This window comes from Synechococcus sp. H70.2 (assembly GCF_047462275.1).
In the GTDB taxonomy this organism is placed as follows: domain Bacteria; phylum Cyanobacteriota; class Cyanobacteriia; order Thermostichales; family Thermostichaceae; genus Thermostichus.
Window position 1 is genome coordinate 38,798 of record NZ_JANSIU010000011.1, and the last position, 24,724, is coordinate 63,521.

The following is a 24,724-nucleotide window of genomic DNA, read 5'->3' on the forward strand; positions in this document are numbered from 1 at the left end:
CCTTGTGGGTCCTTTTTGCCCTGCCTGCGGCTTTGGGGCAGCAGCAGGGCACCTTCCTAACTTGTAGGTTAACAGGACGCTCCCAAAGCCCTAAGCTGGCCTTCGGCTAGCTGTGGGGCTTGCTTTTGAAGGGCCTAGTTGCGGCGAAAGAGGCTGTCTAGGTAAATGCGCGCAGCACGTCGATCCCCATCTCCGCTTTGGAGCAAGAACAACGAGAGGGCTGCCGTTACAACCCGGTCTTGGTCCCAGTCGGGATGACGAGAGAGGTAGTTTTTGAGGGTGTCATGGAGCTCCTTGGGGATTTCGCTCAAAATGCTGACGGTGGGAGAATCCATAGCCCAACCACCTACCTGGGATTAATACTCAAACAGTCGAAACAGAAAGATTCTAGGCCCTCGGCCAAAGCCCAGCTGGCCCAGGAAGAAAGCCCACCCGCTGACCCAGTCCTCTAACTGGGGCCCCTCAGGGATCGCTTTGGCCTCACAGGAAAGGGTGTAAAAGGGCTGGCCTGTCAGCTGCCTGCAAGCAGCTAGCCACTCCCTGGTCTCTCTCAAGCAGGAGAAGGACAAGGGGGACGCAATTGTCTCTGAGGAGAAGGGCTGGGGAAATCTCCCCCTCACCTCAGGTGGGGTTATTTTGCCCTCTGTCCTGGGGGGAATGTCAATCCTGGGCAAGAGTATCCAGGGGAACTTAAGCCCTCCCTTGGCCTTGATGGCATCGGAAAAAGCGACGCGATCCCGTTACGTTTCTCAGGGTGTAGTCACTTGAACCTTACTGGTGGCCACTTTTCCACAGAACCCTTCGAGGCGGCCTCCAGAGCGAAAGACCTTGTGGAAAACAGCCCGCCTACCTGTGGAAAGACTGGGGAAAACCTGTGGATTTTTGGGAAATCTCAGTTTTCTAAAAAATTTTCCTCGAGTCCTCTCCTAGGGCCACTCAACTCGATAGTGCAAAAACAGCTCTTGGGAACCGCGGCGGCACTCGAGCAGCTCCAGGCGCGGCGGGGATCCCTGCAGTTGCCAGCCCTCGATGCTAGCTGGGGCAGCGGGGTAGCCACTCAGTAGCACCGGCGCCAGCGTCACCCACAGCTCATCCAAAGCTTGCGCCTGCAAAAACGCCCCCAAAAGCCGCCCCCCGCCCAATAGGCCTACCTGGTCGATCCCCCGCTGCCGCAGGCGAGCTAGGCGAGCAGTCAAATCCCAATCCGAGGCCACCCAGATCTCGGCAAAACCGGGCCGTCCCTGCCACCGGCGGGATCCCGCCGGCGTTGTCCATAGCCAGCGGGTAAGGGGCTGGCGAAAAAAGGGCAGCTCTTCCGGAATCTCGCCGCTGCTGGAACAAATAATTGTCAGGGGCTGGGGGGGGAGACCCCGCGCCATTCGGCTTTGGATAAGCTCCGGATCCCGCAGGCGGAGACTGGTGCCGTAAGCCCGCAGCGTGGCCGCCCCCATGATTAAAGCCTGTTGCCGAGCAGCTTGGGTTTCCAGATGCCGCTGGTCTTCAGAGCTAAGGAAGTGGGGCCTTTGCCCGCGGTGGGCAGCAAGCTTGCCATCGAGACTCTGGGCCAAGATGGCCACCAAGTGGGGACGAGGCGCTTTCAAAGGCAAATCTCTTGCAACCGACCAGGATAGACTTAGGGATAGCCAGTGCCCCAGCTCCAGCGTCGTTTGAAGGGATGCTAGGAACCCTCCAGTCCTCCACCATCCGCATCGAGGTTGAGGCCCGTTCCTCGACTCTGCAGCGCTGCCTCACGGAAGTGGAGCTGTTGCGGCAGTGGATCTGGCCACAACAACTGCAGGGATCCCTACCTGCCCAGCTACAACAGGGCAGCACCTTTGCCGTCCATTGGGGCCCTATCTCCATCCTGCACCAGGTGGAAACCCTGTTGCCCCGGCGGCTGCGGCTACTGATGTGGGGTGGTGCCGATGGCTACTGTGACTGGCTATGGGGGAATGGGTGGGTACAGTTGCGGGTAGAGGCCATCTCGCTCCTGCCCTTGGGCTTGGGCCAATTGCTGATGCTGCGGCAACTGCAGCAGTTTGCCCAAAGCCAAGAACGACGACCCTCCTAGGGACTTTTCGTAGCTTCTAGCAGCGCTAAACCTTGGCATGCTTCCGCAATCGCCCCAGCTAGGAACTGGTACGGGAATCCGCAGGCAGGCCCAGGCTGACCCTAGCCACAAAACTGGCTAAAAATAGCTACTAGTAGTGGTCACAAACGGACGGCCTTCACAGCTTGGCTTAAGTTGTGGAAAGGCCGCTGCCGGAAGTTGGGTCTTAGAGGTTGTTTCGCTCCTAAGCTGCTATGACCGCGATCACGGAAACTCCAACCCGGACTCTGCAGCAGTTGGCCTCAGTTACAACGCGGGTTCGCAAACCCTACCCCAACTATAAGGTGATTGTCCTGGACGACGACTTCAACACCTTCCAGCACGTTACTGAATGCTTGCTCAAGTACATCCCCGGCATGACTTTGCCCTTGGCGCGACAACTGACAATGCAGGTGGACAGGGAGGGCCAGGCAGTTGTCTGGGTCGGTCCGCAAGAGCAAGCAGAGCTCTACCATCAGCAGTTGCTGCGGGAAGGCCTGACGATGGCCCCGCTGGAACCAGCCTGAAGTACGAGCTGCTCGTAGCTGCGCTCAACAGCGGCCAATAGCTCTGCCTGACCCCAGCCAGCATACAGGCTACTGGCAATGGCTAGCCCGCCGGCTCCTACTCCCTCTTTGACATAGCCTTGCTCATAGGCTTGCAGGGAGGGGTAGCGGCTCTGAGCCAAGCTCAGTTGGGTGGCCAAGAGACAAACATTGCCCAACATCTCCGCCAGGCCTACCGTGTTGCCTGAGGGATCCTCTGCTACCCAGCGGGTGGTGCCCACCACCACGTTCTCTGGCGGCCAGAGGATCCCTTGCTCTTCTCCCCAGCGCCGCATGAGGGCCAGCACCGCTAGCATTTGCGTTCCTCCCGCCAGCAGCACCGGCCCCCGCTGGGCTGCTGCCATGGCCAGCCCAGCTACAAAGGGTTGCATGGGATCCCCTACGGCAGCCACTACCTCTGGCGCGGTCGCGGTGGAGGGGAGATTCTTCAAACCTCGCTGGGCCAAGGCTAGCTTCTGGGTGTGGTTACAGACCGGATGGCTGCTGTTGACCATGCCGTCTGCCTGCCAGCCTAGCCCCAGCAACACCGCCAGTGCCGTCGTGGTACCACCCGCCACGCATTCTCCGACGACGCAGTAGCTGGCTTCCAGTTGGGATCCCCGCTCATACCCCTCCCGCCACAAGGCTCTCACCTGTTCTAGGGACAACGCCTGGCCGGTGCTCAGGCAGCGGGCTGGCCCGCCAGAAGGCACTTTTTCTGCTCCTGGCAAAGGCTCCAGAAGGCCACAGTCGAACACGCCACAGGGGATCCCCAGCTCGCTTAAGACAGCCCGGCTGATGACCACCGGCGAGGGATAGCCCTCGGGCGAGGTAGGCAAGCGCTGAGAACGGCCGGTCAGCAGCACCTCCCCGTCCGCCAAGGCTGTGTAGCGCCGTAGGGAGGGCGTGGCGCCAGCAGCGGAAATACCTGGAATGAGAGCTGTTTCGGTAAACCCTAGGCAGGCCAGAAACAGAGGTCGGGATCCCTGTACCCGTTGGCACCACTGTTGGGCCAAAGCGGGCTGAGTGTAAGCCTCAATGCAGGGAGGCAGGAGCATAGCTGACAGGCTAAGATCTCGGGTCTTCATCTTCTAGTAAGTCACCTAAATCAATTCCCTCAGGACGGGATCCCGTCAGCACCGCCTGCATTCTCCAACGCCATCGGATAGGATAGGTATATCGAATGTCGTTTGTTGGGGGCAAGGGGAAAGCCATGAGCTTTTTCGACTCGGAGATTGTCCAGGAAGAGGCAAGGCAACTGTTTCAGGATTTCCAAAACCTGATGCGACTGGGTGAGCGCTACGGTCAATTTGACCGGGAAGGCAAAAAAATCTTTATTCAGCACATGGAAGAATTGCTGGAGCGTCAGCGCATTTTCATGAAGAGGCTGGAGCTCTCCGACGATTTTATGGCCCAACTGACTATTAAGCAATTGCAAACTCAACTGGGGATGTTTGGGCTTTCTCTGAGCCAAATGTTTGACCAAATGCAGCAGACCCTAGAGCGCATGAAAGCTGAGGCTGACGCTGAGCACTAACTCTCACAGTAACCCCCAAGGGAAAAGGCTCATGTCCTCCTCCCGCCAGACTCGCAACCAAAAATTGATCCTGGAAGTGCTGGAGCAGAGCGAACGGCCCCTAGCGGCTCAGGAGATTTTCCTGAAGCTGCGCAACGCCAACCACACGGTAGGCTTAGCCACTGTCTACCGGGTTTTGGAGGCCCTCCGCAATGAGGGCAGGGTCCAGGCCGTCCACCTGGGGGATCAGCAAACCTACTACCAGGTGCTGCCCAGCAACGGCCACAGTCGCCATCACCTGATCTGCACCGAATGTCGGCGGGTGGTGCCTTTGCCAGATTGTCCGGTGGGGGATCTGGAGGAGCAGCTGGCCAGCCGCTACCAATTTGTAATCGAGTACCATGTGCTTGACTTCTACGGCGTCTGCGCCGAATGCCGTGGAGGAAGCAGGCCCAACCCTAATTGCCAGTCATCCTATTGCCTTGAGGCCAAGCCACAATGATGAACTATCTCTGGACAGTGTTGATTGGGTTGGCAGGCGCCTTGATTGCCGTCAAGCTAAGGCTGCCAGCCGGGGCTTTAGTAGGCTCGATGGTGGCAGTAGGCTTGGTCAATGTTTGGGGGGCAATCCCGATTCCCACTCCCCCCTCTGGGATCCGCTTTGTCATGCAGGTGGTCCTGGGTATTCTCCTAGGCAGCAAGCTCACCGCTGAGACATTCCTGGCCCTCAAGGATCTGTGGCGGCCAGCCCTGCTGTGTACGGTGATTGCGGTGAGTACTGGCGTTCTCTCAGGGTTTTTGATCTCTCGCTGGTTGGGGATCGAGCGCCTGACTGCCATCTTGGGTACGGCCCCAGGGGGCATCTCCGATATGAGCTTGATCGCCCTGGACATGGGAGCCCAAACTAGCACAGTGGTGGTTATGCATCTGGCCCGCCTGATCAGCGTCATTGTGGTCGTCCCCTGGGTGGTGCGGCTGCTGATCCAGCCGGGCACGAGCTAGAGAAGTTTGCCGCGAGGGGGAGTGGGTTAGACTAGGTGTCGATACAGAACTTAACAACTGCACTGCCATCTTGGAACTTTTCCACTCTCTATCCCTCGGCCATGCCTTTGGGGCGGCACCTCCCAAGAGCTCAGCTGGCTCTGCGGAGGAGGGTTTCCTAGGCAATGTTCCCTCGGGTCAAGCCGAGTGGTGGCCGCTGCGGTTGCAGTGGCAGGGGGAAGCCGACCCCCTTCACCCTGAGCTGATGCAGGTGGATCCCGTGTTGCGGCTGTTGCTGCTGGGGGATGGCTTGACCACTCGCAATCTGGCCACTCTAACCCTGGAACCCATTCAGGCCCAGCTGTTGGATACAGCCCAGGTCGAGCTGCTGGCCGAGCAAAGCACCGTCCCCAAGTCCATGCCTCAACTGGCTAAGGATCTGGCGCGGCTGGGATCCCCCTTGATGCGGCGGCGGGTTTGTCTGTGGGGGGCGGCCTCGCAACGGCCTTTGCTGTATGCCACCTCTTGGTGGAATCCTGCCCATCTGGCCCAGTACTTGCCCCATCCTGATCTGCCCATTGGTCAAAACCTAATCCAAGAAAAACTGGAGACCTTTCGCGAGTTGGGGCGGCTCTACTACGGCGAAGCCGAGCCCATTGCCCGGCTTCTCAACTGCCCCGGCCCTTTTTGGGCTAGGCACTATCTCCTGTTACACCGGGGCCAGCCTTTGACGGTCATTTACGAGGTCTTTTCCTCCCGCCTAGGGGCCAAAGTCCTGCCTGGCTAGACGCCGGCGTTCTTTGCTGCCGTTGGCCGATGGCAGGCGAGTTGGGGTGGCCGAGAAACTCGTTTTGCTGGCCACATCCAAACCTTGGGCCGGGCTGAGGACCCAAACTTGCCAAACAGAGAGCAGCCCCCCTCCAGCCGGCACTCAAGAGAGCAAGCCAAGCAGTAGAGGTCACAGCCGGCTGCGGCAAGGGGGAGGGCTGGGATCTGGCTGTTGCTGAGGGACGTGGTATCTCACTGGGCCAATTGCCGCAACCCTTCGGGGAAGTCGGCAGGCAGACGGCACCCGCCGGCGGCAAGCGGCTTTGATCTCCTCTAGGCTGGCTTGGGGAGAAAGCCCTGGTAGTAGGTGGGGAAACAGGCGGAGGGGCCAGGGGAGACTCGGTAGAGAACCAGGGATCCCTCGCCAGCATATCCTGCCCGTTTTGGGAAAGCTGTTGGATAGGCTTTCCAGGAATCCCATTGATTCTGTCTCCCAGAACAAATTTCTGACCCCGAGGGGATCCCTGTCCTAGAGCTACTATGGAGCTGAGCAAACGGGGTGCTTGAGCGAGGAGAGATGGCTTCAGAGCGTCCAGTTTGGCGGCAGCGGTATCAACTCGAGCGGCGGCTGAGCAAGCGTAGCGGTAGACACACCTACCTAGCGCGGGACCTCCTCACCTCAGAACCGGTTGTCATCAAGCTAATCCTATTCGGGCCGGATTTCAACTGGGCCGACCTGAAGCTGTTTGAGCGAGAAGCCCAGATCCTGCAAACTCTCTCCCACCCGGCCATTCCCCAGTACCGCGATTGCTTTGAAATTGCCCTGAAAGGGGGGCGCGGCCTGGCGCTGGTTCAAAGCTACATCGATGCCCCCTCGTTGCAGGAGTGGATAGAGCGAGGGCGACGTTTTGCCGAGCCAGAAGTGCGCGACTTGGCGCAAAAGCTGCTGCGCATCCTCATCTACCTCCACGAGCTCCATCCGCCGGTTATCCACCGAGATCTCAAGCCCAGCAACATTCTGTTGGCAGCCGACGGGCAGGTGTACCTGGTGGATTTTGGCTCGGTGCAGGCGGCTGCGCCGCGGGAGCAGGGATCCTACACCGTGGTGGGGAGCTACGGCTACATGCCCCTAGAGCAATTTGGCGGCAGAACTGTGCCTGCCTCCGATCTCTACAGCCTAGGCGCCACGCTGATTCACCTGCTGACAGGCCAGCATCCGGCGGACTTGCCGCAGGTGGGATCCCGGATTGGGTTCGAGCAAGCGGTGCAACTGAGCCCGGCCTTTCGCGACTGGCTGCGCTGGCTGACAGAGCCCTTAGTGGCGGATCGCCCCACTTCCGCCCGGCAGGCCCTGGCGGCACTGGAGCAGTTGGATCGCCACCCCCTGCCGGTTCCTTCAACAGCAGCCGCGGTTCCCCGCCGAAAGCCGGCAGGCAGCCGGATTCAACTGTACAAGTCCGAGCAGATCTTTCTGGTAGTGATCCCGGCCCAACGATCCGGTGCCTTGGCTTCGTTGCCTTTCGCCATTACTTGGAACTCCTTCATGGCCTTTTTCACGATCATGTCGGTTTGGTATGCTCCTTTTCCGGGCAATCTGATGGTTGGCCTGTTCACGCTGCCCTTCTGGATGGTGGGGTTGGCAGTGATGCGCGGGATCCTCTACGGGTTATTCGGCAAGGCCTACCTGCATATTGACAAAGAACGGATCAGCTTAGCCCACGAGCTGTTTGGCCTACGTTTTCATCCAGTTCCCCCTAGTTTACGACGGGATATTGACCGGCTGGAGTTGATCCCGCGCCATACCAAACGGGATTCCGATGGGGATCGCGGGGAGGTGAGCCCACGGTTGAACATCTGGGCGGGCATCCGCAAGTACGAGCTAACGGGTCTGCAGGAGCCAGAGCTGGAATGGCTGGCCTCGGAGCTGAGCCGTTGGCTCAAGATCCCGATTGAGCGGCGGGAAGGGCAGTCCTCAATCTAGGTAAGCGCTCAGCTCCTCCTCCAAGGTGGGCAACTCCACCTCTCCCCGCTCCAGCTCCTCCAGATCTTGCAGTTGTCTACGCAGGCGGGCAATCCGCTCCCGTAGATACTCTTTGATGCCCTTAGCCCCCAGGCTAAGGCAACTGCGGCAGATCTCGCCATAGATTTGGCCGCGGTCGTTGTAGACCACCGCCAGCAGCACCTGCTGCCCCTTTTTCTGGATCGGGGTGGCCCATCCGCCGCAGATAATGCAGGGCACGCGGCCATTGCCCGCGTAAATGCTGCGTTCCCAGACAACTCTCACGCTCGGCCTCACTGCAACTGTTGCCCACCAGCATAAGAACCCAGGGGGATCCCTTGCCACCCCAAACCCCAGAGCACTGGCCACCTCCCCTCTCCCTCAGGGAGAGGGGCTGGAGGTGGGGGTGGCTAAGCGTTGGGCTGGCTGGGCCGGGAGCGGTCAATGGTGCGGTAGGTGAGGCTGGCTGCTACCTCTAGAGCCTTGGCAGCGTCGCGGAAATAAAACCCCAACTCCTCATCCCTCTCAGTGCGGTTGGGCTTGTTGAGCTTGGCCTTGAACTGCACATTGCAATACATGGCCAACCCCACCAAAACCTCCGACAAACCATGCTGGTTAATGAGCCGTTCCAGATCTGTAAGCAGACTTTTGATCAGGGCATCAGCTACCGGTTCTGGCAAACTCTCCAGATCGTGCATGGGGGTTCCTCGGCAAACAAGAAGACTTGGGATCCCGGCTTTCCTAACTCCTAATCTTCCCGCATCTTTTGGGGAATGCCCAACTCTGTTGCTAGCACTTTGGCGTTTTCCCTATCCCCGAGGGCAGGCGCTCCGCGCTGCCAGTGGCAGAAACCCCTGGGCCGGCACCCCATAGGGGTTGAAACTGACCCCTCTTCGAGGGGGTGGAGCTCATTTGTTATGATGGCAGAGGCCGCCCTAAGAGAGGGGGCTAGAAAGGTCATGGGGGACAGTCCTGTTGGTCAAGTGGTCTCTGGAGGGCAGCATTGGAAAACAATAGTATCCTACGTCAGCTCTTACTGATGGGTGTTGGCACCACGACTTTGTTGGCAGAGCAGTTAAAGAAAGCTGCCGATGAGCTGGTGCAAAAAGGGCAGCTTAGCTCAGAAGAGGCATCCAATCTCCTCAACAGCCTGCTCAACCAGGTAAAAACTGAACAGAGCAACTTGGAATCCTACGTGCAGCGGCAGGTGCGCAACGTTTTGCAGGATTTGGGCGTGCCTCGCCAGTCGGAAATGGATGAGCTGCGCGGGCGGCTGGATCGCCTGGAGCGACAGGTGCGCAACTTGGAGAACCAAGTTTACCGCCGCTTTTAGCCCATCTCTGGACGGAGGGTGAAGTTTCGCCAGGGGTTTGCATGGCAAGCGAAGTTTTAAGTATTACAGGTCGAGGGATCCCACTGGTAGGCAATGACATTGACACGGACCGGATTATCCCAGCCCGCTTCCTAAGATGCGTTACCTTTGAGGGCTTGGGCCAACACGTGTTTGCCGACGACCGCGCCCAAGCTGCCGGCCAGCACCCCTTTGACCTGCCTCAGTACCAGGGGGCAGAGATCTTGCTGGTCAACGCTAACTTTGGCTGTGGCTCCAGCCGGGAACATGCCCCCCAGGCCCTGGCCAAGTGGGGGATCCGCGCCCTCATTGGCGAAAGCTTTGCCGAGATCTTTTTCGGCAACTGTCTAAGTTTGGGGATCCCCTGTGTAACAGCACCTGCGAGCGTAATCCACACTCTCCAGGAGGCAGTGGTCAGAAACCCGCAGCTCCAGTTAACGCTGGATCTGCTCAACAAACAGGTGCGTTGGGAGGACAAGGCCGCTGCTGTTGAAATCCCGCAGGGGGCCTGGCAGATGCTGGTGCAGGGGACGTGGGATGCCACCGGACAGTTGCTGGCCGCCCGGGATCGGATTCAAGAGGTGGCTGCTTCTTTGCCCTATCTGCGATGGCAGCGGGTCAAGTGAGCAGGTTTCTTCCCCCTGCTACTCACCTGTGGCTGGGCAGCGCCGACCCCAACTTTCTGGATCTGGCAAGGCGGGAAATTGCGGCGGCGGATCCCGAGGCCGTCCTTCAGCCCTTGCCGGAGGCACCTGGCCTTGTGTGGGTGTGCAGTCAGCGTTCCTTTGCCGACCTTGCCCAGGCCTGGCAGGCCAACCCCCCTATTTTTTTGCGCCACATCTGCCCCATCCAGCGGGAGTTTCGGCTGGACGAGGGATCCCTAGCGCAACTCTGTCTAGACGAAGAGCTGTTGGCGGCCATCGACCCTGCCCTCAGCTTTTCTGTGCAGACGCGCCTATTTGGCAAGCTCAACGTCAAGCCCTTTCAGGTCAACGCCGCCCTAGCAGCCCAGGTGGCGGCAGCAGTGGGGGCGCCGCTGCAGGTCAGGGATCCCCAACAGGTGATCTCGGTGGTGATCCTGGCCAACCCGACAGGGATCCGAGCTTGGCTGGGCCTGTCGCGGGCAGCGCAAAACCTCTCCACGTGGGCCGGCGGCATTCACCGCTTCCGCCGCGATCCCTGTCAGATTAGCCGCTCTGAGTTCAAGTTGCTAGAAGCCATCCAGGTGTTTCGCATCCCTTTGCACCCAGGAGGGCAGGCCCTAGATCTGGGGGCAGCGCCGGGGGGCTGGTCGCGCATTTTGCGCCTGCATGGCCAGCAGGTGACGGCCGTGGATCCGGCAGAGCTGGACAAGCGTCTCCGCTCCGATGCCGGCATTTGTCACCACCGCCTCAGCGCCCAAGCCTATCTGGCTCGCTGCGCGGGGCGGTTTCACCTCATTCTCAACGACATGCGCATGGATGGCCGCGCCTCTGCCCATTTGATGGTGGCTTTTGCCCCTTATCTGGAGCCGCAGGGGGCAGCCGTGATGACCCTAAAACTCCCCCGCCGCTCCCGCCTGCGGGTGCTGCAGCAAACGCTGGACATTTTGGGCAAGGCTTTTTCCGTGGTGAGAGCCCGCCACCTGTTCCACAACCGCAGCGAGGTTACCCTCTACCTGCAAAAAGAGATCCCCGCCCCTTACTCTTCCACCACCTGAATTTCTCGGCGCAGCACCTTCTCGCGAATGGACTCCAGCAAGTTCATCTCTTCCGGGGAGATTTTGCCATCGGCCCGGATGGCGGCGATGATTTGATCCACCTCGCTGCGGGTTAGCTTCTTATCTTCCAGAGCCCGCTCCACCAGCACTTGCAGTTGGGAAAACTCCATAAGACCACTGCTCCTCTGGGCTTAACCGGTCTTCTCACCTCATCCAGGCTATCTGCGCCCATTCCGATCCCTAGCAGGCGCAAGATTCTCTTCAGGTCGGGTATCCTAAAGAAAATGTAAAACCCCAGGAGAGAACGACGGTATGGCTGGCCCAAATCTCAAGAGCCCTGAGCACGACTGCGCCACTCTTTGCCGAGATGGCTGCGTTTTAGGCGAGGCCTGCCCCCACCGAGAAGCAGCCCTTCAGGCGGTGGCCTTCATCATGAACACAGACTGGGAAACCCTGATGCGGCTTGCCGAGTCCAGGAACTTACCCAAGAATTCCCCTTAGGAGGAGAGGGATCCCTTGCAGTTTTTGAAGCCCTACCCCCTGGGTGGCTAGCTGGCAGTCTAGCCAGGAGAAAAAGGGATCCCTGCCCAGAATCCGGAGGCTGTGAGCCATACTAAACGTGGTGGGATCCCTAGGTCCTATGGTTTGGCCCTGGATTGTTCTTGGGTTGGTTCTCATTGCCTCCGAGCTGTTTTTGCCGGGGCTGGTAGCTGGCCCAGTGGGTTTGGCTGCTCTAGGCGCTGCTCTTTTGGCCCATTGGGGTTGGCCAGTTTGGGCCCAGTTCTTGGCTTGGATTGGGCTCTCCCTTGGGCTAATCATTCTCAGCCGGCGTCTGCTGCCCTCTCCTTCAACGCAGTTGGAAGATCTCCTGAAGGAATCGCGAGAAGCGCGGGCAGTTACGGCCATTCCGCCGGGTGAGCGGGGTCGGGTCTCCTATCTCGGCTCCATCTGGAATGCCAAGTGCAGTATCCCTAACTTAGCCATCCAACCTGGTCAAGAGCTTTACGTGATCGAGCGCGAGGGCAATACCCTTATTGTAGTGCCAGCCCAGATGCTTGAGTCTTGAGTGCCCTTTGCAGCTCTACAGCTCTTCGTAAATCCAGCTTTGGGTGGCAGGCGTCCAGTTCACCAGCTCGGATTCTTGAAACCAAAGGGCAATCTCCCGCTGGGCAGTTTCCGGCCCGTCAGAACCGTGGACAAGGTTGCGGCCAATATCAATGCCAAAATCGCCGCGGATGGTGCCCGGCTCGGCTTCCAGGGGGTTGGTTTTGCCAATTAGCTTGCGAGCGGCAGCAATCACTCCTTTGCCCTGCCAGACCATGGCCACCACTGGCCCTGAGGTAATAAACTTTACCAGGCCGGGGAAGAAAGGGCGTTCCTTGTGTTCAGCGTAGTGGGCTTCTGCCAGCTCTCGGCTTACCTGCACCAGCTTTAGGCCCACCAATTGGTAGCCCCGGCTTTCCAGGCGCTGGATAATGGTGCCCACCAGACCCCGCTGCACGCCGTCTGGCTTGATGGCGATAAAAGTGCGCTCCATGGGATCTCCCCTTGTTTGAGTTGATCTTCACCGTTATCCTTGTACCGGATTGGGGATCCCCAGTGCAACGGTGTCTAGGAGCTCACCACCGCCAACGTCAGGAATATAGACCCCACTATCGCAATCATCCAGCCGGCGCTGCGGATGAAGCCAGGGATCCTCTCTGCCCAGGTTTCAGCTGCCCAGAGGGCAAGGAGCGCTACCCCATATTGCACGGTGCTCAACCCCAGTAAGTAGCCCAGCCAGGGCATGGGTTCGGCGCCGAGGATGGCTTCGGCATAGGCATAGCCATGGAATAGCCCAGCCAGGGACCCCCACAGCAGCAAGAGCCAACTGGGGAGCTGCCGCGATTGAACCAGCAGTAGGCCAAAGAGAACTATGGAGCAGGCAATCGCCAACTCCGTCAGCCCCAAGGGATCCCAGCCGGCCAGGTGGATCCCGGTGCCCAGTAGACTGGCCAGCACACAGCCCAAAGGGATCCCGTAGCGCCAGGGCTGCCCCGCTGCAATGAGACCCATGGCCACCACAAAGGCCAGGTGATCTAAGCCAATAACAGGGTGAGCCAGCCCCGAGAGAAATCCTTCCCATCCTGTGGCCGGCAATCTCCCGCCCAAAACGTGGTGAGCAAGAGCCGGCCCAGAGGCCAGCCAGGCGATCCCTGCTCCCAGGCCAACGGCCCAGTTGCGGCCCACTGGAGCAGGCAAGGCCAAAGGTCGCCGCCACTGCCAAAACATGCTTTTTGCTACCTCACAATTAATTGCACGTACGCAAAGGGTCTAAGCTTGCTGTACCGGCAGCTAGGTCAAGTTCAAAGGTGCTCGCTGTACCCTTGTAGATTCTCCGGCTCAAATTGGCGCAAAATCCGCGTCGCCTCGCGAAGGCGGGTTTCGCTTGCTTCCTCCACAATGAGCACGTACTTGCCTGCATTGAGGCGGTTGCGGTAGGCCAGGGCATCGCCAGAGCCACTGGTTAGACCCACTCCTCCCCCCACAAAAAAGCTGCCCATGGCCCCGCCCAGGGCACCCAATAGGCCGCCAATGAGGTGGTTGCCCAGGGATCCCGCCCAAGCAAAGGTATCCAGGCCGCTGAGGAGGCTGAACCCCACTCCCGCCAAGAAGCCAAAGGGCACCAGCCAAATGGCTAGGCGCTGCATCTGCCGGCGGGCTGCTTGGGCCGGATCGATGAGCCCAAACTCATCTGCCGTTTTGTAGCCTCGCCCCAGGAGGTGCAGCCGCTCCACGGGAAAGCCCGCTTGTTCCAGGGCGCTGTAGGCCGCTTCGGCAGCCATGCGATCCGGCAGGACGGCAATGAGATAACTCATAGGAAGAGCTGCGCTTGTTATCAGCCAACTCCATTGTCTCCTGAGTTTGGGTAGGGATCCCTATGACACCGGCTTGCCCCACCGAGGCCCAATCCATCAGCCTCTACCAGCGCTTCTATGAAGTTGTGCGGCGGATCCCGCCGGGGCGAGTGGCCACCTATGGGCAGGTGGCGCGGCTGGCCGGCTATCCGGGGTATGCTCGCCAGGTGGGCTATGCCCTGTTTCGCCTGCAAGGCCAAAAGACCGACATCCCCTGGCACCGGGTGATCAACGCCCAAGGGCGCATCTCCTACTCCCCCTTTCGCCTTGGCTACGACGACCTGCAAAAAGTCTTGCTCCAAGCCGAAGGGATCCCCTTCGACGCCGAGGGCCGGGTGGACCTGCACCAGTTTGGCTGGGATCCCAGCCAAGCTTAACCTGGGCTTGACCTAACCTTAAACAAACCATAGCAAAACCTCCCGCCCAGCCCTGGTAACGTGAACGCGAGGGCGTCTTGTGGACGGAGTGTAGGGATGGTCATGAAACCAGCTTGTTGCACGCGAGGGTCTGCCCCTGCCAAGGGAGGGTTCCCGGCTTGGCTGAACCCTCTGGCCAAGTCCCTTGGGGCTGGGCTGTGCTGCTTGGCGCTGGGTCTGGCTAACGCCTGCGGTACCACCGACGGCAGCTCAGTTCCTCCAGCCGGGGGAGGAGCGGGGTTTATTGCCTCGGATCCCAACGTCACCCTCTCCCCCCAGCCGCCTGTCTTCACGCTGCAGATTTTGCACGCCAGCGACTTAGAAGCTTCCATCGCTGCCGTTCAGGATGCACCCCGCTTCTCGGCGGTGGTGAATGCGCTGCGGCCCCAATTTCCCAACACCGTGATCCTCTCTAGTGGCGACAACTACATTCCCAGCCCCTTCTACAACGCCAGCGCCGATCCCTCGCTGCGGGCTCGCTACGACCGCACGCCTGGCAAGGCTGATATCGAGATCCTCAATGCCATTGGCTTTCAGGCCTCTGCTCTTGGCAACCACGAGTTTGACCAGGGTACCCGGCAACTCCGCGACCTCCTGCGGCCTGACCCTAGCCGCGGCTATGCGGGCGCCCGCTTTCCCTACCTAAGCGCCAACCTCAGCTTTAGCGGCACCGGCGAATTAAGCAGCACTGATCTAGCTCCCGATGGGCAAGAGGCCAGTTCCATTCCGGGCAAGATTGCCAAAACCGCTGTGATTACTGTAGGGGGACAGCGAATTGGCCTAGTGGGAGCCACCACCACGCGCCTAGCTGCCATTTCCAGTCCTGGCCCTGAAGTAAGGGTGGAAGGCAGAGTAGATGACAGTGACCAGGTCAGCGCCGCCTTGATTCAAAATTTCGTTAACCAGCTTACTGCCCAGGGCATTAACAAGATCATCCTCCTGGCCCACCTGCAGCAGCTCCAAAACGAGGTGGCCCTGGCCAGCCAGTTGCGGGATGTGGACGTCATCATTGCAGGGGGCTCCCATCGGGTGATTGCCAAGCCCACCGACCGCCTGCGCCCTGGGGATGTGCGCACGGGCGACTACCCCATTCTGCGCTCCTCCGCCAGTGGCCAGCCGGTGGCGGTGGTCAACACCGGCGCCAACTACCGCTACGTGGGCCGCTTGGTGGTTGGCTTCGACGCCAACGGGGTGATTGCCCGCATTGATCCGGTAAGCGGCGCCTATGCCACCGACGAGCAAGGGGTAGCAGCCGTAGGCGGCACTCCCAACCCTGAGGTGGTGCGGGTGGCCAACGAGATCGGCAACATCATCCGCACCAAGGATGGACGCATCTTTGGCTCCACAACGCAGTTCCTCAACGGCCTGCGGGCCGAGGTACGCACCGAGGAAACCAACCTGGGCAACCTCACGGCTGATGCCAACTTGGCCTACGCCAGAACGGTTGACCCCACCACGGTCATCTCTCTAAAAAACGGCGGCGGCATTCGCGCTCCCATCGGAGCTACCACCGGTGGCGGCGGCGGCGAGCCGGTGCGGCGGATCCCTCCGCTGGCCAACCCCGATGCCGGCAAGCAGGCAGGCCAAATTTCGCAACTGGATATCGAAACCGCTCTGGCCTTTAACAACGGCCTGTCGCTGGTAACCGTCACCGCTGAGGAGCTGAAGCAATTGATAGAACATGGAGTGGCCCAAACCCAGCCAGGGGCTACACCAGGCCGCTTCCCGCAGATTGGCGGCTTTGCCTTCAGCTTTGATCCCTCGCGGCCACCGGGATCCCGCGTAGTTTCTTTGCGGGTGGATACCCCCAGGGGCCCTGATGTAGTGGTGCGCAACGGCCAGCTGCAAGGGGATCCCCGCCGTACCTTCCGCCTGGTGACCCTGGACTTCTTGGCCAACGGTGGGGATGACTACCCCTTCCCGCGCCTGTCTAACCCCAACCGGGTGAACTTGGCCCCCAGTTCCGGCCTCACCTTCGATACTCCCGGCAGCGAACAGGATGCTCTAGCTCGCTACCTGCGGCAGATCGGGGTGTTTACCCAAGCCGACACACCGGCTGCCCAGGATACCCGCATCCAGAACCTCTCGGTGCGCCAGGACACAGTGCTGCAAGGTCTGTAGTTTGAGCCGTTGTCCAGCCAGTTGCCCCTCTCCTTCGTGGGGGAGGGGTGTTGGCTTGGGAGAAGGACTCTTCCGGTTGTCGGAAAGACTTGATGCCTACCACCTTGTTGACAGATTTTGGGCAAGGATTGGAACTACACTACTAGCGAGAGAAATTGACATTTTTTGTATGACGCTGGAAACGTTTTTCACGCAGCTCAACACCAACGGCCCAACGATTGCCATCTTGCTCTTTGCCGCCCCCTGGTTGGTTTGGGTTCTCTGCCACTGGATCCCGGGGCAGTGGGAAGAGCCTTTTTTGCTTAGCTTAAACCTTGGCCTAGCAGCGGTAAGCCTCGTCCTCTGGGCTGGCTACCTGGCCTACGCCACCAACACAGCTGGCTGGCAGGCAGTGGTCAAGCAGGCGGATATGTTCCTGTTGCTGGTGCCTCCCTACTATTTTCTCGCCTCCATCTGGGTGGCCCGCCAGCGCATGCCGCTCTCGCGGGTGCCGGCTTTCCGCACTCTGCAAGGGATCGGCCTCGTGGCAGCGGCCTATCTCATTCTCTCTTGGCTTAGCCGCCGGGTCTATGTGATCTTTTTTTCCTATCTGCCCTTCTCGACCTTCTTGTGGATTCTAGCGGGGCTGGTGGGGGTGGCCTACATCGGCTATCGCCTCATCTTTGGGGATCCGCCCCAGTACCCGCCCGAAAGCTGAGGGGACTAAGATATCGAGGAAGACCTTCGGCAACTGGGCAATGGTAGCTGTGCCTCTGATTTCGGCCCTGAACATCGACTACCGGCCTTTGCAGGAGCTGTTGTTGGCAGGAGCCTGGCGGGAGGCGGATCGCCTAAGTCTACAATTGCTGTGTCAAGCAGCAGGAGAGGGGGCACTGCGGCGGGGCTGGTTGTACTTTTCTGAGGTAAGCCGGATCCCAGTGGAGGATTTGCGCACCATCGATGCCCTGTGGCGGGCGGCTTCTGGGGATCGCTTCGGCTACTCGGTGCAGCGGCAGCTGTGGCTGGGGGTAAATCGCAATTGGGAGCGCTTTTGGTCGCTCATTGGCTGGAAGCAAGGCTACCACTGGACCCGCTATCCTGAGGAGTTTACCTGGGATCTCTCTGCTCCCAAGGGTCACCTGCCCCTTTCCAACCAACTGCGGGGGGTACGGGTGCTGGAGGAGTTGCTCACCCACAGGGCTTGGGAAGAGTCGTCCGGCTAAGTGTCTTCTAGTGGGATTGAACTGTGGCCGAGCACCTACAACTAACCCAATTTCCCCACTTGCCTGTCGACCTGGCCCAGGCCTGTGAGCAGGCCATTCAGGCCACGCAGCTGGCCATACAGGCGGGGTATCGCCGTTTGCTCATTGAGCTTCTTGCTCCTGAGATTAAACCAGAGGTCTTGGCCCGGCCGTTCTTGCAGCTGCTCCAGCCACCGGCTTTGGTGTTGTTTAGCGATGCCGGCGGAGCAGCCCTAGCCCAGCGGGAGTGGGGATCCCTTCCCGAAGGAGTGCAACTGCAGAGCCTGACTGCCCGCACCCAACCTACACCAGAACAGAGCCTCCTTTTCGTCATGCCAGCAGTCTACAACTTGGACCAGGTGGAGCGGGTCTGCCAGGCGGTCAGCGGCGGGGATCCGGCCAAAGGCCGGGATCCCAAGCCTGTGGTGCTCCTCAACCCCCAGCTTCAAGACGCCGCCACGGTGGGAGTGGGGTTGGCGGGCCGGCGGCTGCGGCAGCGCTTCCTGAGTACCTTTGAGACCAGCTACTATCTGCGCTCACTGGTGGGAGGGGCTCTGTTTCGCGCCTATCCGGATCCCTGGAGTGTGTGGCAGGAGGAGGAAGACGGCTGCTACAGCGTCCTCCAGACCTTTAGAGCTCGGCCCAGCGGCGAAGAAGTGGCCGAGCTGTTCCGGGCCCGCAGAAGAGGGGCTCCCTGGTGGAGCTGGCGGCGCTGGTTGGGATCCCTTTGATGCGTTTTGATGCGCTTGCGTTGGCCGGGCGGCGCACCATTGTTCCCCAAGTAGCCTGGCCAGAGCTCCTGCTTAGATAGCTTGCACCCTCTGCAGGCCTAGTCTCAGCTGAGAACAAAGTTAAGATTAACTTAGATCTCGCCAAACCATCCGAGGGGGCTGCTTCCCCAGGCTCCTGGAAAGGGAGGATGTTGCCCGAACGCAACTCCTCAGGTGTTGATTAGCTGGGAACAACAATGCCTCTTGACAACCTGCGCGGACTCTACCAACAAGTGATTCTCGAGCGCTACAGAAAGCCTCGCAACTTTGGCAGGGTAAATCCGGTTCACCGCCACCAACGCGGCCATAACCCCTCCTGTGGCGACACAGTTGATCTCACTTTGCAGCTGGATCCCAACCAGGAGCAGATTGTCGATGTCAAATTCGAGGGGGAAGGTTGCGCTATTGCTATGGCTTCTGCCGATTTAATGGCTGATGCTGTGCGGGGGCGTACTATTCCCGAAGCGCTGCAGTTGGTGGAGCGCTTTCAGGCCATGATGCGCGGCGGCGAAGAATTTCCCCGAGAGTACCGCTTCCTGAATGCCATGAAGGGGGTCGCCCAGTTCCCAGTGCGCATCAAGTGTGCCAACCTGGCATGGCATGCTCTCAAGCACGCGCTGCAATCCCCTGGCTCTGCAGAGGAGTCAGGGTTTGTAAGCAACGAAAACGTTGAGTGACCTCCTCCTGCACTCCTGCTAGTCCCTCCACGAAGGGGCCAGGGAGGTCCCACGGCGGGGCTGTAGGGCAGCCTACCCTATCTTCGCGGGGGGTGTCTACGAGTCCAGGGCGAGGCTCATAGCCACATCCAGTAGCAACAGAACTCTGGCTGCTGCAGAAGCCCCGTTTGTGAAGGCAAGCGCTAGGCAACGAGAACCGCTTAAAGTTGAAGACAAAAAAAGAGCCAGAACTTTGGCTGGATAACGTTGGCCGAAGCAGAGATTTTGCAATGAGAGCCATTCTAGTAGCAGTCACGATTGGTTTAACCGGGATCCCTGGCCTAGCCTCTCTGCCAGTGGAGGCCCAGACCCTTTTTGAATTGGGTGCCTACCGTCTTGACCAGGGGACCCTTATCCCCGTCGGCAGCCTCAGCAGCGAAGGGCCGCAGTACTTTTACCCGGACACCCTCTATCCCCTAGAGGTGGCCGTTACGCAGAACATTTTCGACAGCCAGGGGCGCTTGGTGATCCCAGCCGGCAGTCGCGTTTTCGGGCAAATGGAGCCAGCAGCGGGCGGATCCCGCTTTGTGGCCACTTCCATTGTCCTTGGCGGTCGCACCTACAGCCTGCGGGCTTCTTCCAGCGTCCTTCCCGACGAGAAGGATCCCCGCCACTCCACGGCTGAGGCCATTGCCCAAGATGCGGCTATTGGGGCAGCAGCGGGTGTGGTGCTAGGGGCACTCACGGGCAACCTCTCGCTAGGTAACGTTCTGGGGGGCGCGGTGGCGGGAGGGGTGGTGGGCAATGTCACGGCTCCCCAGGTGGTGGTGCTACGCCCTGGCCAGTCCTTTTATTTGACCTTGGAAGCTCCACTGGCTTTGTAGGAGCTCCGCCGAAAACCGTTGGTGGCTTCTCCACTGACCTGCCCGCAGCTTGTGGTCCCCCTGGTGGATCAAGGGGGAAGCCGGCTGCTCTAGCCACTAACGCCAAAGAAGCAGGTTGGAAGGGATGGATGGCCGGCAACTTGTGATTGACTGGGGATCGGTTAGATTGCGGATCCCTGACACCTATGGCGGTAGAACCCAAGTCCACCCCTGCCCTGCACACCACTGAGCACACCTTTACCGCTGGAGGAGAGCCCTTCCCCTACAAGGCCTTGGCTGGTTGGCAAAGGCTCTTCCGCCGAGAAAAGCCAGTAGCGGAGATCTTCCACGTCGCCTATTTGCGCCAGGACGCTGAGCCCCAGCACCGCCCTCTTACTTTTGTTTTCAACGGAGGGCCAGGGGCAGCCTCTGCCTATCTGCACATGGGTGCGCTGGGGCCGAAACGCATTCGCTTTGGGCCCAACGGCAGTCTGCCCCCCTCGCCGGTACACCTTGTGGATAACGCCGAAAGTTGGCTGCCCTTTACCGACCTGGTCTTTGTCGACCCAGTAGGGACAGGCTTTAGCCGCGCCATCTCGGAGGACTCCCCATCTTCCAAAGAGTCTCAGGGAGCTGTGGCAACCTCTGCCCCCAAGCCCACTCAGCCGCTAGACAAGGAGGAGGAGCCTCCCAAGGAAGCGCCCTTCTGGGATGTGGAGCGGGATCTGCAGTCCTTAGGCGAGTTTATCCAGGGCTTCCTCTCCCGCTACAAACGCTGGCTCTCTCCAATTTTTATTGCTGGTGAGAGCTACGGTGGGTTTCGGGTGGCACGGCTGGCCAAGGAGCTGCAGTCCAGGTTTGGGGTCGGCCTGTCAGGGGCCATTCTCATTTCGCCAGCGCTTGAGTTTGGGTTGTTGGAGACCAACGATTACAACCTCAGCAGCTGGGCAATGCTTTTCCCTTCCTATGTAGCCACAGCAGCCCATCATGGGCGGTGTGGTTGGGGGGAGGATTTGCAGCTCCTGCTGCCCAAAGCAGAAAGCTTTGCCCGGCAACGCCTGTTGCCGCTTCTGGCCATGGGGGAGGCAATGCCAGAGGCAGAGCGGCAAGCCATCTATGCAGAGATGGCGGCAGGGATCGGACTCTCACCTGAGTATGTGGCCCACAAGGGCGGGCGGATCGACCCGGCCAGCTTTGCCCGCGAGCTGTTGCGCTCCCAGCGGTTGGTGTTGGGGCTCTACGATGCCTCGGTAACCACCGTGGATCCCTTTCCGGATCGGCCTACCTTTGCAGGATCCGATCCCACCTTGGATGGGGTGGATCGCCTGTTTACTGCCGCCATCAACAGCCACCTGCGGGAGACCCTCCAGGTGGACACAGACTTGACCTACCACCTCCTCAACCTAGAGGTGTTCAAGTCCTGGCGCTTTACCCCCAAAGGGGAGCTCAAGCAGGGGTTCATTGGCGCTATGGACGAGCTGCGCAGCAGCATGGCTCTCAATCCCCACTTGCGGGTGAGCATTCACCACGGCTTCTACGATTTGGTTACGCCCTACTTTGCCTCTAACCACCTGGTGGACTTGATGAAGCTGGATCCTCGCCTTAGGGCCAACCTCCTCTTGCGCCACTACCGCGGCGGCCACATGTTCTACACCTGGGATCCCTCGCGGGTGGAGTGGTTTGCTGAGATGCGCCAGTTCTACCACAAGGCCATTGCTAGCCTTTCGGGGTAGGCGGCTCACCTCAGGCTTCCTACTCCCGCAGCCAACGGGTGGTGCCATCTTTTTGATCGATGAGGGTAATCCCCAGGGCCTTTAGCTGCTCTCGAATCCGATCCGCCTCGGCAAAGTTTTTCGCCCTGCGGGCAGCCGTGCGCTGCGCCACCAACTCTTCGATCTGCTCCTGCGGCAGAGGCAGCCCCTCTTTCTGGAGGGCGCTTGCCTGGCCTGGAGCAGCTACAGCCGGCTGCAACCAGCAAAAGCCCAGCGTAGCTAAGATCTCCAACAGGGCAGCACCCTTTTGCCCGAGTACCTGCGGCTCCAGCTGGGTGTAGCCCTGGTGGGTCAACAGGTTGTGCTCACGGATCAGTTCCTTGGCCAGTTCAAAAGCAACAGCCAGGGCCCCAGGGGTGCCAAAGTCATCGTCCATAGCCGCTTGGAAGGCTTGCATCGCCTTGGGATCAGGGGAGGCTGTCTCCCCTTGGCAAAACTGCTCGGCGCAGTGGATCCCTTTCTCGAGGGTTTCCCAGCCGCGGCTAGCCGCCTGCATTCCAGCCTCGGTGAGGTCAATCGGGCTGCGGTAGTGGGTCTGCAACAAGAACAGCCGCAGGGCCATAGGGTGATAGACGGCAAGCGCCTGGCGCAGGGTGGTGAAGTTGCCCAAAGATTTGGACATCTTCTGGCCGTTGACGTTGACAAAGCCGTTGTGCAGCCAGTACTTGGCCAGCGGCTTGCCGGTAATCGGCTCGGATTGGGCGAGCTCATTCTCGTGGTGGGGAAAAATGAGATCGGCCCCGCCGGCGTGAATGTCGATGTGATCCCCCAAGTTTTCCCGCACCATGGCCGAACATTCGATGTGCCAGCCCGGACGTCCCCAGCCCCAGGGAGACTCAAACCCCGGCTCGGAAGGGGGAACCGCTTTCCAAAGAGCAAAATCCCAGGGATCTCGTTTGCCAGCCCCTTCCTCCCCTACCCGGCCACTGGCCCCTGCCTCCAGCTCCTCCAGCTTGCAACCGGAGAGTTGACCGTAGTCTGGGAATTTACGGACAGTGTAGTAGACGCTATAGCCTGGGATTTTCCCCTGCGGATCCCGTACCCGATAGGCAAAGCCCTTGAGCTCTAGCGCCTGGATTAGCTCGAACATTGCCGGCAGGGATTGGGTTGCCCGGGGGTAGAGATCGGCCCGCTTGACGTTGAGGCGATCCATGTCCTGGAAGTACTCGGCGATGAAGCGTTCCGCCACCGCCTGCATCGATTCGCCCCGCTCCAGTGCCCGCTTGAGGATCTTGTCGTCCACATCGGTAAAGTTCTGCACATACTTGACCCAGTAGCCCCGCCACTCTAGGTAACGGCGCACCATGTCCCACACCACATAGGCGCGCGCGTGACCCAGGTGGCAGAGGTCGTAAACTGTAACACCGCAGACGTACATCCGCACCAGTGGCTTTTCCCCCTCCGCCACCTCACTAGCAGCAAGGGGCTGGAAGACTTCTTTGCGGCGAGTCAAAGTGTTATAGACAACTAAAGTCATGGAAAGCCCTAGCTTGTAGTTGTAACTTTAAGTACAGCAAAGTGGACTCTACTTTCCAAGGCGCCGTCCTCCCCGGGATAAGGCTAGGCAAAATTGCAAGAGGTAGAAGGCTGAAATCATCGTAGTGCAACCATCGTAGCTGGAATTACCTGCGAAGACTTGTCTAGATTTACCAACTACGGTAACCTAACCAGAGTGCAAACTGATTCGTTACATTGGCTTGAGCCTTGCTGCTTTCAAGCGAGGCGCGGGGCCAAGAGGTTACTTCTTCTCTTGCACTCTACCTAGTGGTGTGAGGATGCCTCCAAAATTAACCTTCTCAGATTCTCAGAGGGAGGAGCTAGATACCCCTAGGACTTTCTCTCCGGCTGAGGATTCGGTAGGAATCCCGCCAGCTCCAGATCCCTCTGGGGAAGGAGGCAAGGAGTGGGATCCTGAAACGTTCTCCGCCCTATCCAGACGTTGGTGGGCTGGCTTGGCCCTCTCTCTCAGCTTAGCCAGCCTGGTGTGGCTCCTAAAGCTGAAGGCGGATCCCAGAGCAGAGGTTTGGCAGGAGCCGCTGCCGAGTTCCGCTGAGGAGCCGGGCTCCTCCGAGAGGGCAGCTCCCTCGCCGGGGGTTGCTTACCGAGGGTATCCAGCCTGGGCCACCGGTCTTTTACTCATGTTGGGTGTGGCGGGGGCTGCTACTCTGCAGCAACGCCAGCTGTCTCGTTACCCTTTGGGAGCAGAGCTAGCCGAGCTGATCCCACCCTCAGTGCATACCCTCTCCGGCGCCCTGCAGCAGAACTACGAGCTCAAAAAAGCCCAACTGCGGCAAGCCCTCGAGGCTGGTCAAATCCCAACAGGGGAAGGGCCCCGAGGCATTCTCGAGCATGAGGTGCAGCCAGGAGAAACCCTCTGGCACCTAACCCAGAGGTATCAGCTCGATGCTGCTGCCATCGCCGTTTCCAACGGCCTGCAGGCTAGAACTGAGCTAAAGCCAGGGCAGAAACTGCTGATCCCTAGCCAGCCGGGGTTAATCTACACCGTCAAGGCAGGCGATACCCTGGAAGGTATTGCCAAGCGCTATCAAGTTCCGCAGCAACGAATTATTGAGGCCACCCCTCTGGAGCGGCCTGAATATTTACGTATTGGCCAGCGGCTGCTCATCCCCGGTGATGTGGGCGAGCTAATCCGGCGGGAGAAGGAGAGAATTGCCGCTCAAAAAGCCCGCGAAGCGGAAGAGCGCCGCCGCCAGGAAGAGGAAGCCCAGCGCCAAGCAGAGGCACAAGCTCGCTTACAAACTGAGCGGCCACGCCGAGCCCAGCAGAGGCTGCCAGCAGGGCAGGCCCTTTTGACCCACACCGTGAGAGCCGGCGACACCATCGAGCGGATTGCTGCTCGCTACGGGGTGACGCAGCGGTCAATTATCCAGGCTAACAACCTGCCCAACCCCCATTGGCTGCGCATTGGCCAGCGCCTAACGATTCCCGCCCCCCCCCCCCCCGCCCCCCCCCCCCCCCCGACCAGGCCCCCCCCGCACCCCCCCCCGCAGGCCGGGGGCCGCCGGGGGTGTGCCCCCGGTGGCCCCCCCCCCCCCCCGCG

The 24,724-nt window shown here is 59.9% G+C and carries 31 protein-coding genes; 21 read left to right on the forward strand and 10 right to left on the reverse strand.

Annotated elements, in window-relative coordinates:
• Nucleotides 1-134: 134 nt before the first annotated feature.
• A complete protein-coding gene (locus NW822_RS10210) occupies nt 135-335 on the reverse strand; it encodes a DUF2811 domain-containing protein (protein WP_414360623.1) in 201 nt (66 codons plus the stop codon).
• A gap of 591 nt (nt 336-926) precedes the next feature.
• Nucleotides 927-1,601, reverse strand: coding sequence for a RibD family protein (locus NW822_RS10215; protein ID WP_414404362.1), 675 nt, complete (start codon nt 1,599-1,601; stop codon nt 927-929).
• 74 nt (nt 1,602-1,675) lie between these two features.
• Between NW822_RS10215 and NW822_RS10220 the strand changes: the two genes are divergently transcribed.
• Nucleotides 1,676-2,071 (forward strand): hypothetical protein, encoded by a 396-nt coding sequence (locus tag NW822_RS10220; RefSeq protein ID WP_414360619.1) that lies wholly within the window; start codon nt 1,676-1,678, stop codon nt 2,069-2,071.
• 233 nt (nt 2,072-2,304) lie between these two features.
• Entirely contained in the window at nt 2,305-2,616 is a 312-nt protein-coding gene (clpS, locus tag NW822_RS10225) for an ATP-dependent Clp protease adapter ClpS (protein ID WP_414360618.1), read from the forward strand.
• Here the strand turns inward: clpS and cobT are convergent.
• Nucleotides 2,565-3,722, reverse strand: coding sequence for a nicotinate mononucleotide-dependent phosphoribosyltransferase CobT (gene cobT / locus NW822_RS10230; protein ID WP_414404363.1), 1,158 nt, complete (start codon nt 3,720-3,722; stop codon nt 2,565-2,567). The genes clpS and cobT overlap by 52 nt on opposite strands.
• A 125-nt stretch (nt 3,723-3,847) precedes the next feature.
• On the opposite strand from cobT, the gene NW822_RS10235 reads away from it, so the two are divergent.
• The 5 genes from NW822_RS10235 (at nt 3,848) to NW822_RS10255 (ending at nt 7,880) form a co-directional block, all read left to right on the forward strand.
• A complete protein-coding gene (locus tag NW822_RS10235; RefSeq protein WP_414360810.1) occupies nt 3,848-4,171 on the forward strand; it encodes a DUF1825 family protein in 324 nt (107 codons plus the stop codon).
• 31 nt (nt 4,172-4,202) lie between these two features.
• On the forward strand, nt 4,203-4,652 hold the full coding sequence (locus tag NW822_RS10240) for a Fur family transcriptional regulator (protein ID WP_414360614.1): 450 nt from the start codon (nt 4,203-4,205) through the stop codon (nt 4,650-4,652).
• On the forward strand, nt 4,649-5,152 hold the full coding sequence (locus NW822_RS10245; RefSeq protein ID WP_414360613.1) for an AbrB family transcriptional regulator: 504 nt from the start codon (nt 4,649-4,651) through the stop codon (nt 5,150-5,152). The genes NW822_RS10240 and NW822_RS10245 overlap by 4 nt, the downstream gene beginning before the upstream one ends.
• A gap of 70 nt (nt 5,153-5,222) precedes the next feature.
• A complete protein-coding gene (locus NW822_RS10250) occupies nt 5,223-5,918 on the forward strand; it encodes a chorismate pyruvate-lyase family protein (protein WP_414404364.1) in 696 nt (231 codons plus the stop codon).
• Nucleotides 5,919-6,476: 558 nt separating this feature from the next.
• Nucleotides 6,477-7,880, forward strand: a complete 1,404-nt coding sequence (locus NW822_RS10255) for a serine/threonine protein kinase (RefSeq protein ID WP_414360609.1) — start codon at nt 6,477-6,479, stop codon at nt 7,878-7,880.
• Here the strand turns inward: NW822_RS10255 and NW822_RS10260 are convergent.
• On the reverse strand, nt 7,872-8,183 hold the full coding sequence (locus NW822_RS10260; RefSeq protein WP_414404365.1) for a hypothetical protein: 312 nt from the start codon (nt 8,181-8,183) through the stop codon (nt 7,872-7,874). The two genes, NW822_RS10255 and NW822_RS10260, sit on opposite strands and share 9 nt — an antisense overlap.
• Before the next feature lie 125 nt (nt 8,184-8,308).
• Nucleotides 8,309-8,596, reverse strand: a complete 288-nt coding sequence (locus NW822_RS10265; protein WP_414360605.1) for a hypothetical protein — start codon at nt 8,594-8,596, stop codon at nt 8,309-8,311.
• Between the two features lie 305 nt (nt 8,597-8,901).
• Here NW822_RS10265 and NW822_RS10270 point away from each other — a divergent pair, with 305 nt between their 5' ends.
• Genes NW822_RS10270 through NW822_RS10280 form a run of 3 tightly spaced genes read left to right on the forward strand, consistent with a single transcriptional unit; the run spans nt 8,902 to nt 10,948 of the window.
• Entirely contained in the window at nt 8,902-9,231 is a 330-nt protein-coding gene (locus tag NW822_RS10270; RefSeq protein ID WP_414360602.1) for a phasin family protein, read from the forward strand.
• Between the two features lie 41 nt (nt 9,232-9,272).
• A complete protein-coding gene (leuD, locus tag NW822_RS10275) occupies nt 9,273-9,875 on the forward strand; it encodes a 3-isopropylmalate dehydratase small subunit (protein ID WP_414360600.1) in 603 nt (200 codons plus the stop codon).
• Nucleotides 9,872-10,948, forward strand: a complete 1,077-nt coding sequence (locus NW822_RS10280; protein WP_414404366.1) for an SAM-dependent methyltransferase — start codon at nt 9,872-9,874, stop codon at nt 10,946-10,948. The genes leuD and NW822_RS10280 overlap by 4 nt, the downstream gene beginning before the upstream one ends.
• Here NW822_RS10280 and NW822_RS10285 read toward each other — a convergent pair.
• Nucleotides 10,930-11,118 (reverse strand): hypothetical protein, encoded by a 189-nt coding sequence (locus tag NW822_RS10285; protein WP_414360596.1) that lies wholly within the window; start codon nt 11,116-11,118, stop codon nt 10,930-10,932. The genes NW822_RS10280 and NW822_RS10285 overlap by 19 nt on opposite strands.
• Nucleotides 11,119-11,260: 142 nt before the next feature.
• Between NW822_RS10285 and NW822_RS10290 the strand changes: the two genes are divergently transcribed.
• Nucleotides 11,261-11,449 (forward strand): hypothetical protein, encoded by a 189-nt coding sequence (locus tag NW822_RS10290; RefSeq protein WP_414360594.1) that lies wholly within the window; start codon nt 11,261-11,263, stop codon nt 11,447-11,449.
• Between the two features lie 139 nt (nt 11,450-11,588).
• Nucleotides 11,589-12,014: an NfeD family protein gene (locus tag NW822_RS10295; RefSeq protein WP_414404367.1), complete on the forward strand. Its 426-nt coding sequence runs from the start codon at nt 11,589-11,591 to the stop codon at nt 12,012-12,014.
• 15 nt (nt 12,015-12,029) lie between these two features.
• Here the strand turns inward: NW822_RS10295 and ndk are convergent, their stop codons facing one another.
• The 3 genes from ndk to NW822_RS10310 all read right to left on the reverse strand — a co-directional run bounded on the left by ndk (nt 12,030) and on the right by NW822_RS10310 (nt 13,806).
• The gene (ndk, locus tag NW822_RS10300; RefSeq protein ID WP_414360590.1) at nt 12,030-12,485 is read right to left on the reverse strand and encodes a nucleoside-diphosphate kinase; all 456 of its coding nucleotides are present in this window, start codon (nt 12,483-12,485) and stop codon (nt 12,030-12,032) included.
• 74 nt (nt 12,486-12,559) lie between these two features.
• The gene (locus NW822_RS10305; RefSeq protein WP_414404368.1) at nt 12,560-13,219 is read right to left on the reverse strand and encodes a HupE/UreJ family protein; all 660 of its coding nucleotides are present in this window, start codon (nt 13,217-13,219) and stop codon (nt 12,560-12,562) included.
• A 74-nt stretch (nt 13,220-13,293) separates the two neighbouring features.
• Complete coding sequence (locus NW822_RS10310; RefSeq protein ID WP_414360588.1) at nt 13,294-13,806, reverse strand: hypothetical protein; 513 nt, start codon at nt 13,804-13,806, stop codon at nt 13,294-13,296.
• A 62-nt stretch (nt 13,807-13,868) separates the two neighbouring features.
• Between NW822_RS10310 and NW822_RS10315 the strand changes: the two genes are divergently transcribed.
• The 8 genes from NW822_RS10315 to NW822_RS10350 all read left to right on the forward strand — a co-directional run bounded on the left by NW822_RS10315 (nt 13,869) and on the right by NW822_RS10350 (nt 21,624).
• A complete protein-coding gene (locus NW822_RS10315) occupies nt 13,869-14,222 on the forward strand; it encodes an MGMT family protein (RefSeq protein WP_414360586.1) in 354 nt (117 codons plus the stop codon).
• A gap of 204 nt (nt 14,223-14,426) precedes the next feature.
• Nucleotides 14,427-16,382 carry a bifunctional metallophosphatase/5'-nucleotidase gene (locus tag NW822_RS10320; RefSeq protein WP_414404369.1) on the forward strand — a complete coding sequence of 652 codons (1,956 nt, stop codon included), beginning with the start codon at nt 14,427-14,429 and terminating at the stop codon, nt 16,380-16,382.
• A gap of 169 nt (nt 16,383-16,551) precedes the next feature.
• Nucleotides 16,552-17,079 carry a hypothetical protein gene (locus NW822_RS10325; protein ID WP_414404370.1) on the forward strand — a complete coding sequence of 176 codons (528 nt, stop codon included), beginning with the start codon at nt 16,552-16,554 and terminating at the stop codon, nt 17,077-17,079.
• A 40-nt stretch (nt 17,080-17,119) separates the two neighbouring features.
• Nucleotides 17,120-17,584, forward strand: a complete 465-nt coding sequence (locus tag NW822_RS10330; protein WP_414360580.1) for a GUN4 domain-containing protein — start codon at nt 17,120-17,122, stop codon at nt 17,582-17,584.
• Nucleotides 17,585-17,607: 23 nt separating this feature from the next.
• Nucleotides 17,608-18,333: a DUF1995 family protein gene (locus NW822_RS10335; protein ID WP_414360579.1), complete on the forward strand. Its 726-nt coding sequence runs from the start codon at nt 17,608-17,610 to the stop codon at nt 18,331-18,333.
• Between the two features lie 236 nt (nt 18,334-18,569).
• Complete coding sequence (sufU, locus tag NW822_RS10340; RefSeq protein ID WP_414360577.1) at nt 18,570-19,049, forward strand: Fe-S cluster assembly sulfur transfer protein SufU; 480 nt, start codon at nt 18,570-18,572, stop codon at nt 19,047-19,049.
• Between the two features lie 269 nt (nt 19,050-19,318).
• A complete protein-coding gene (locus tag NW822_RS10345) occupies nt 19,319-19,912 on the forward strand; it encodes a hypothetical protein (protein WP_414360575.1) in 594 nt (197 codons plus the stop codon).
• 185 nt (nt 19,913-20,097) lie between these two features.
• A complete protein-coding gene (locus NW822_RS10350; RefSeq protein WP_414404371.1) occupies nt 20,098-21,624 on the forward strand; it encodes a S10 family peptidase in 1,527 nt (508 codons plus the stop codon).
• Between the two features lie 19 nt (nt 21,625-21,643).
• On the opposite strand, the gene cysS is transcribed toward NW822_RS10350, so the two are convergent.
• On the reverse strand, nt 21,644-23,140 hold the full coding sequence (gene cysS / locus NW822_RS10355) for a cysteine--tRNA ligase (RefSeq protein WP_414360572.1): 1,497 nt from the start codon (nt 23,138-23,140) through the stop codon (nt 21,644-21,646).
• 475 nt (nt 23,141-23,615) lie between these two features.
• Between cysS and NW822_RS10360 the strand changes: the two genes are divergently transcribed.
• A partial coding sequence (locus NW822_RS10360; RefSeq protein ID WP_414404372.1) for a LysM peptidoglycan-binding domain-containing protein occupies nt 23,616-24,724 on the forward strand: 1,109 nt, incomplete at its 3' end.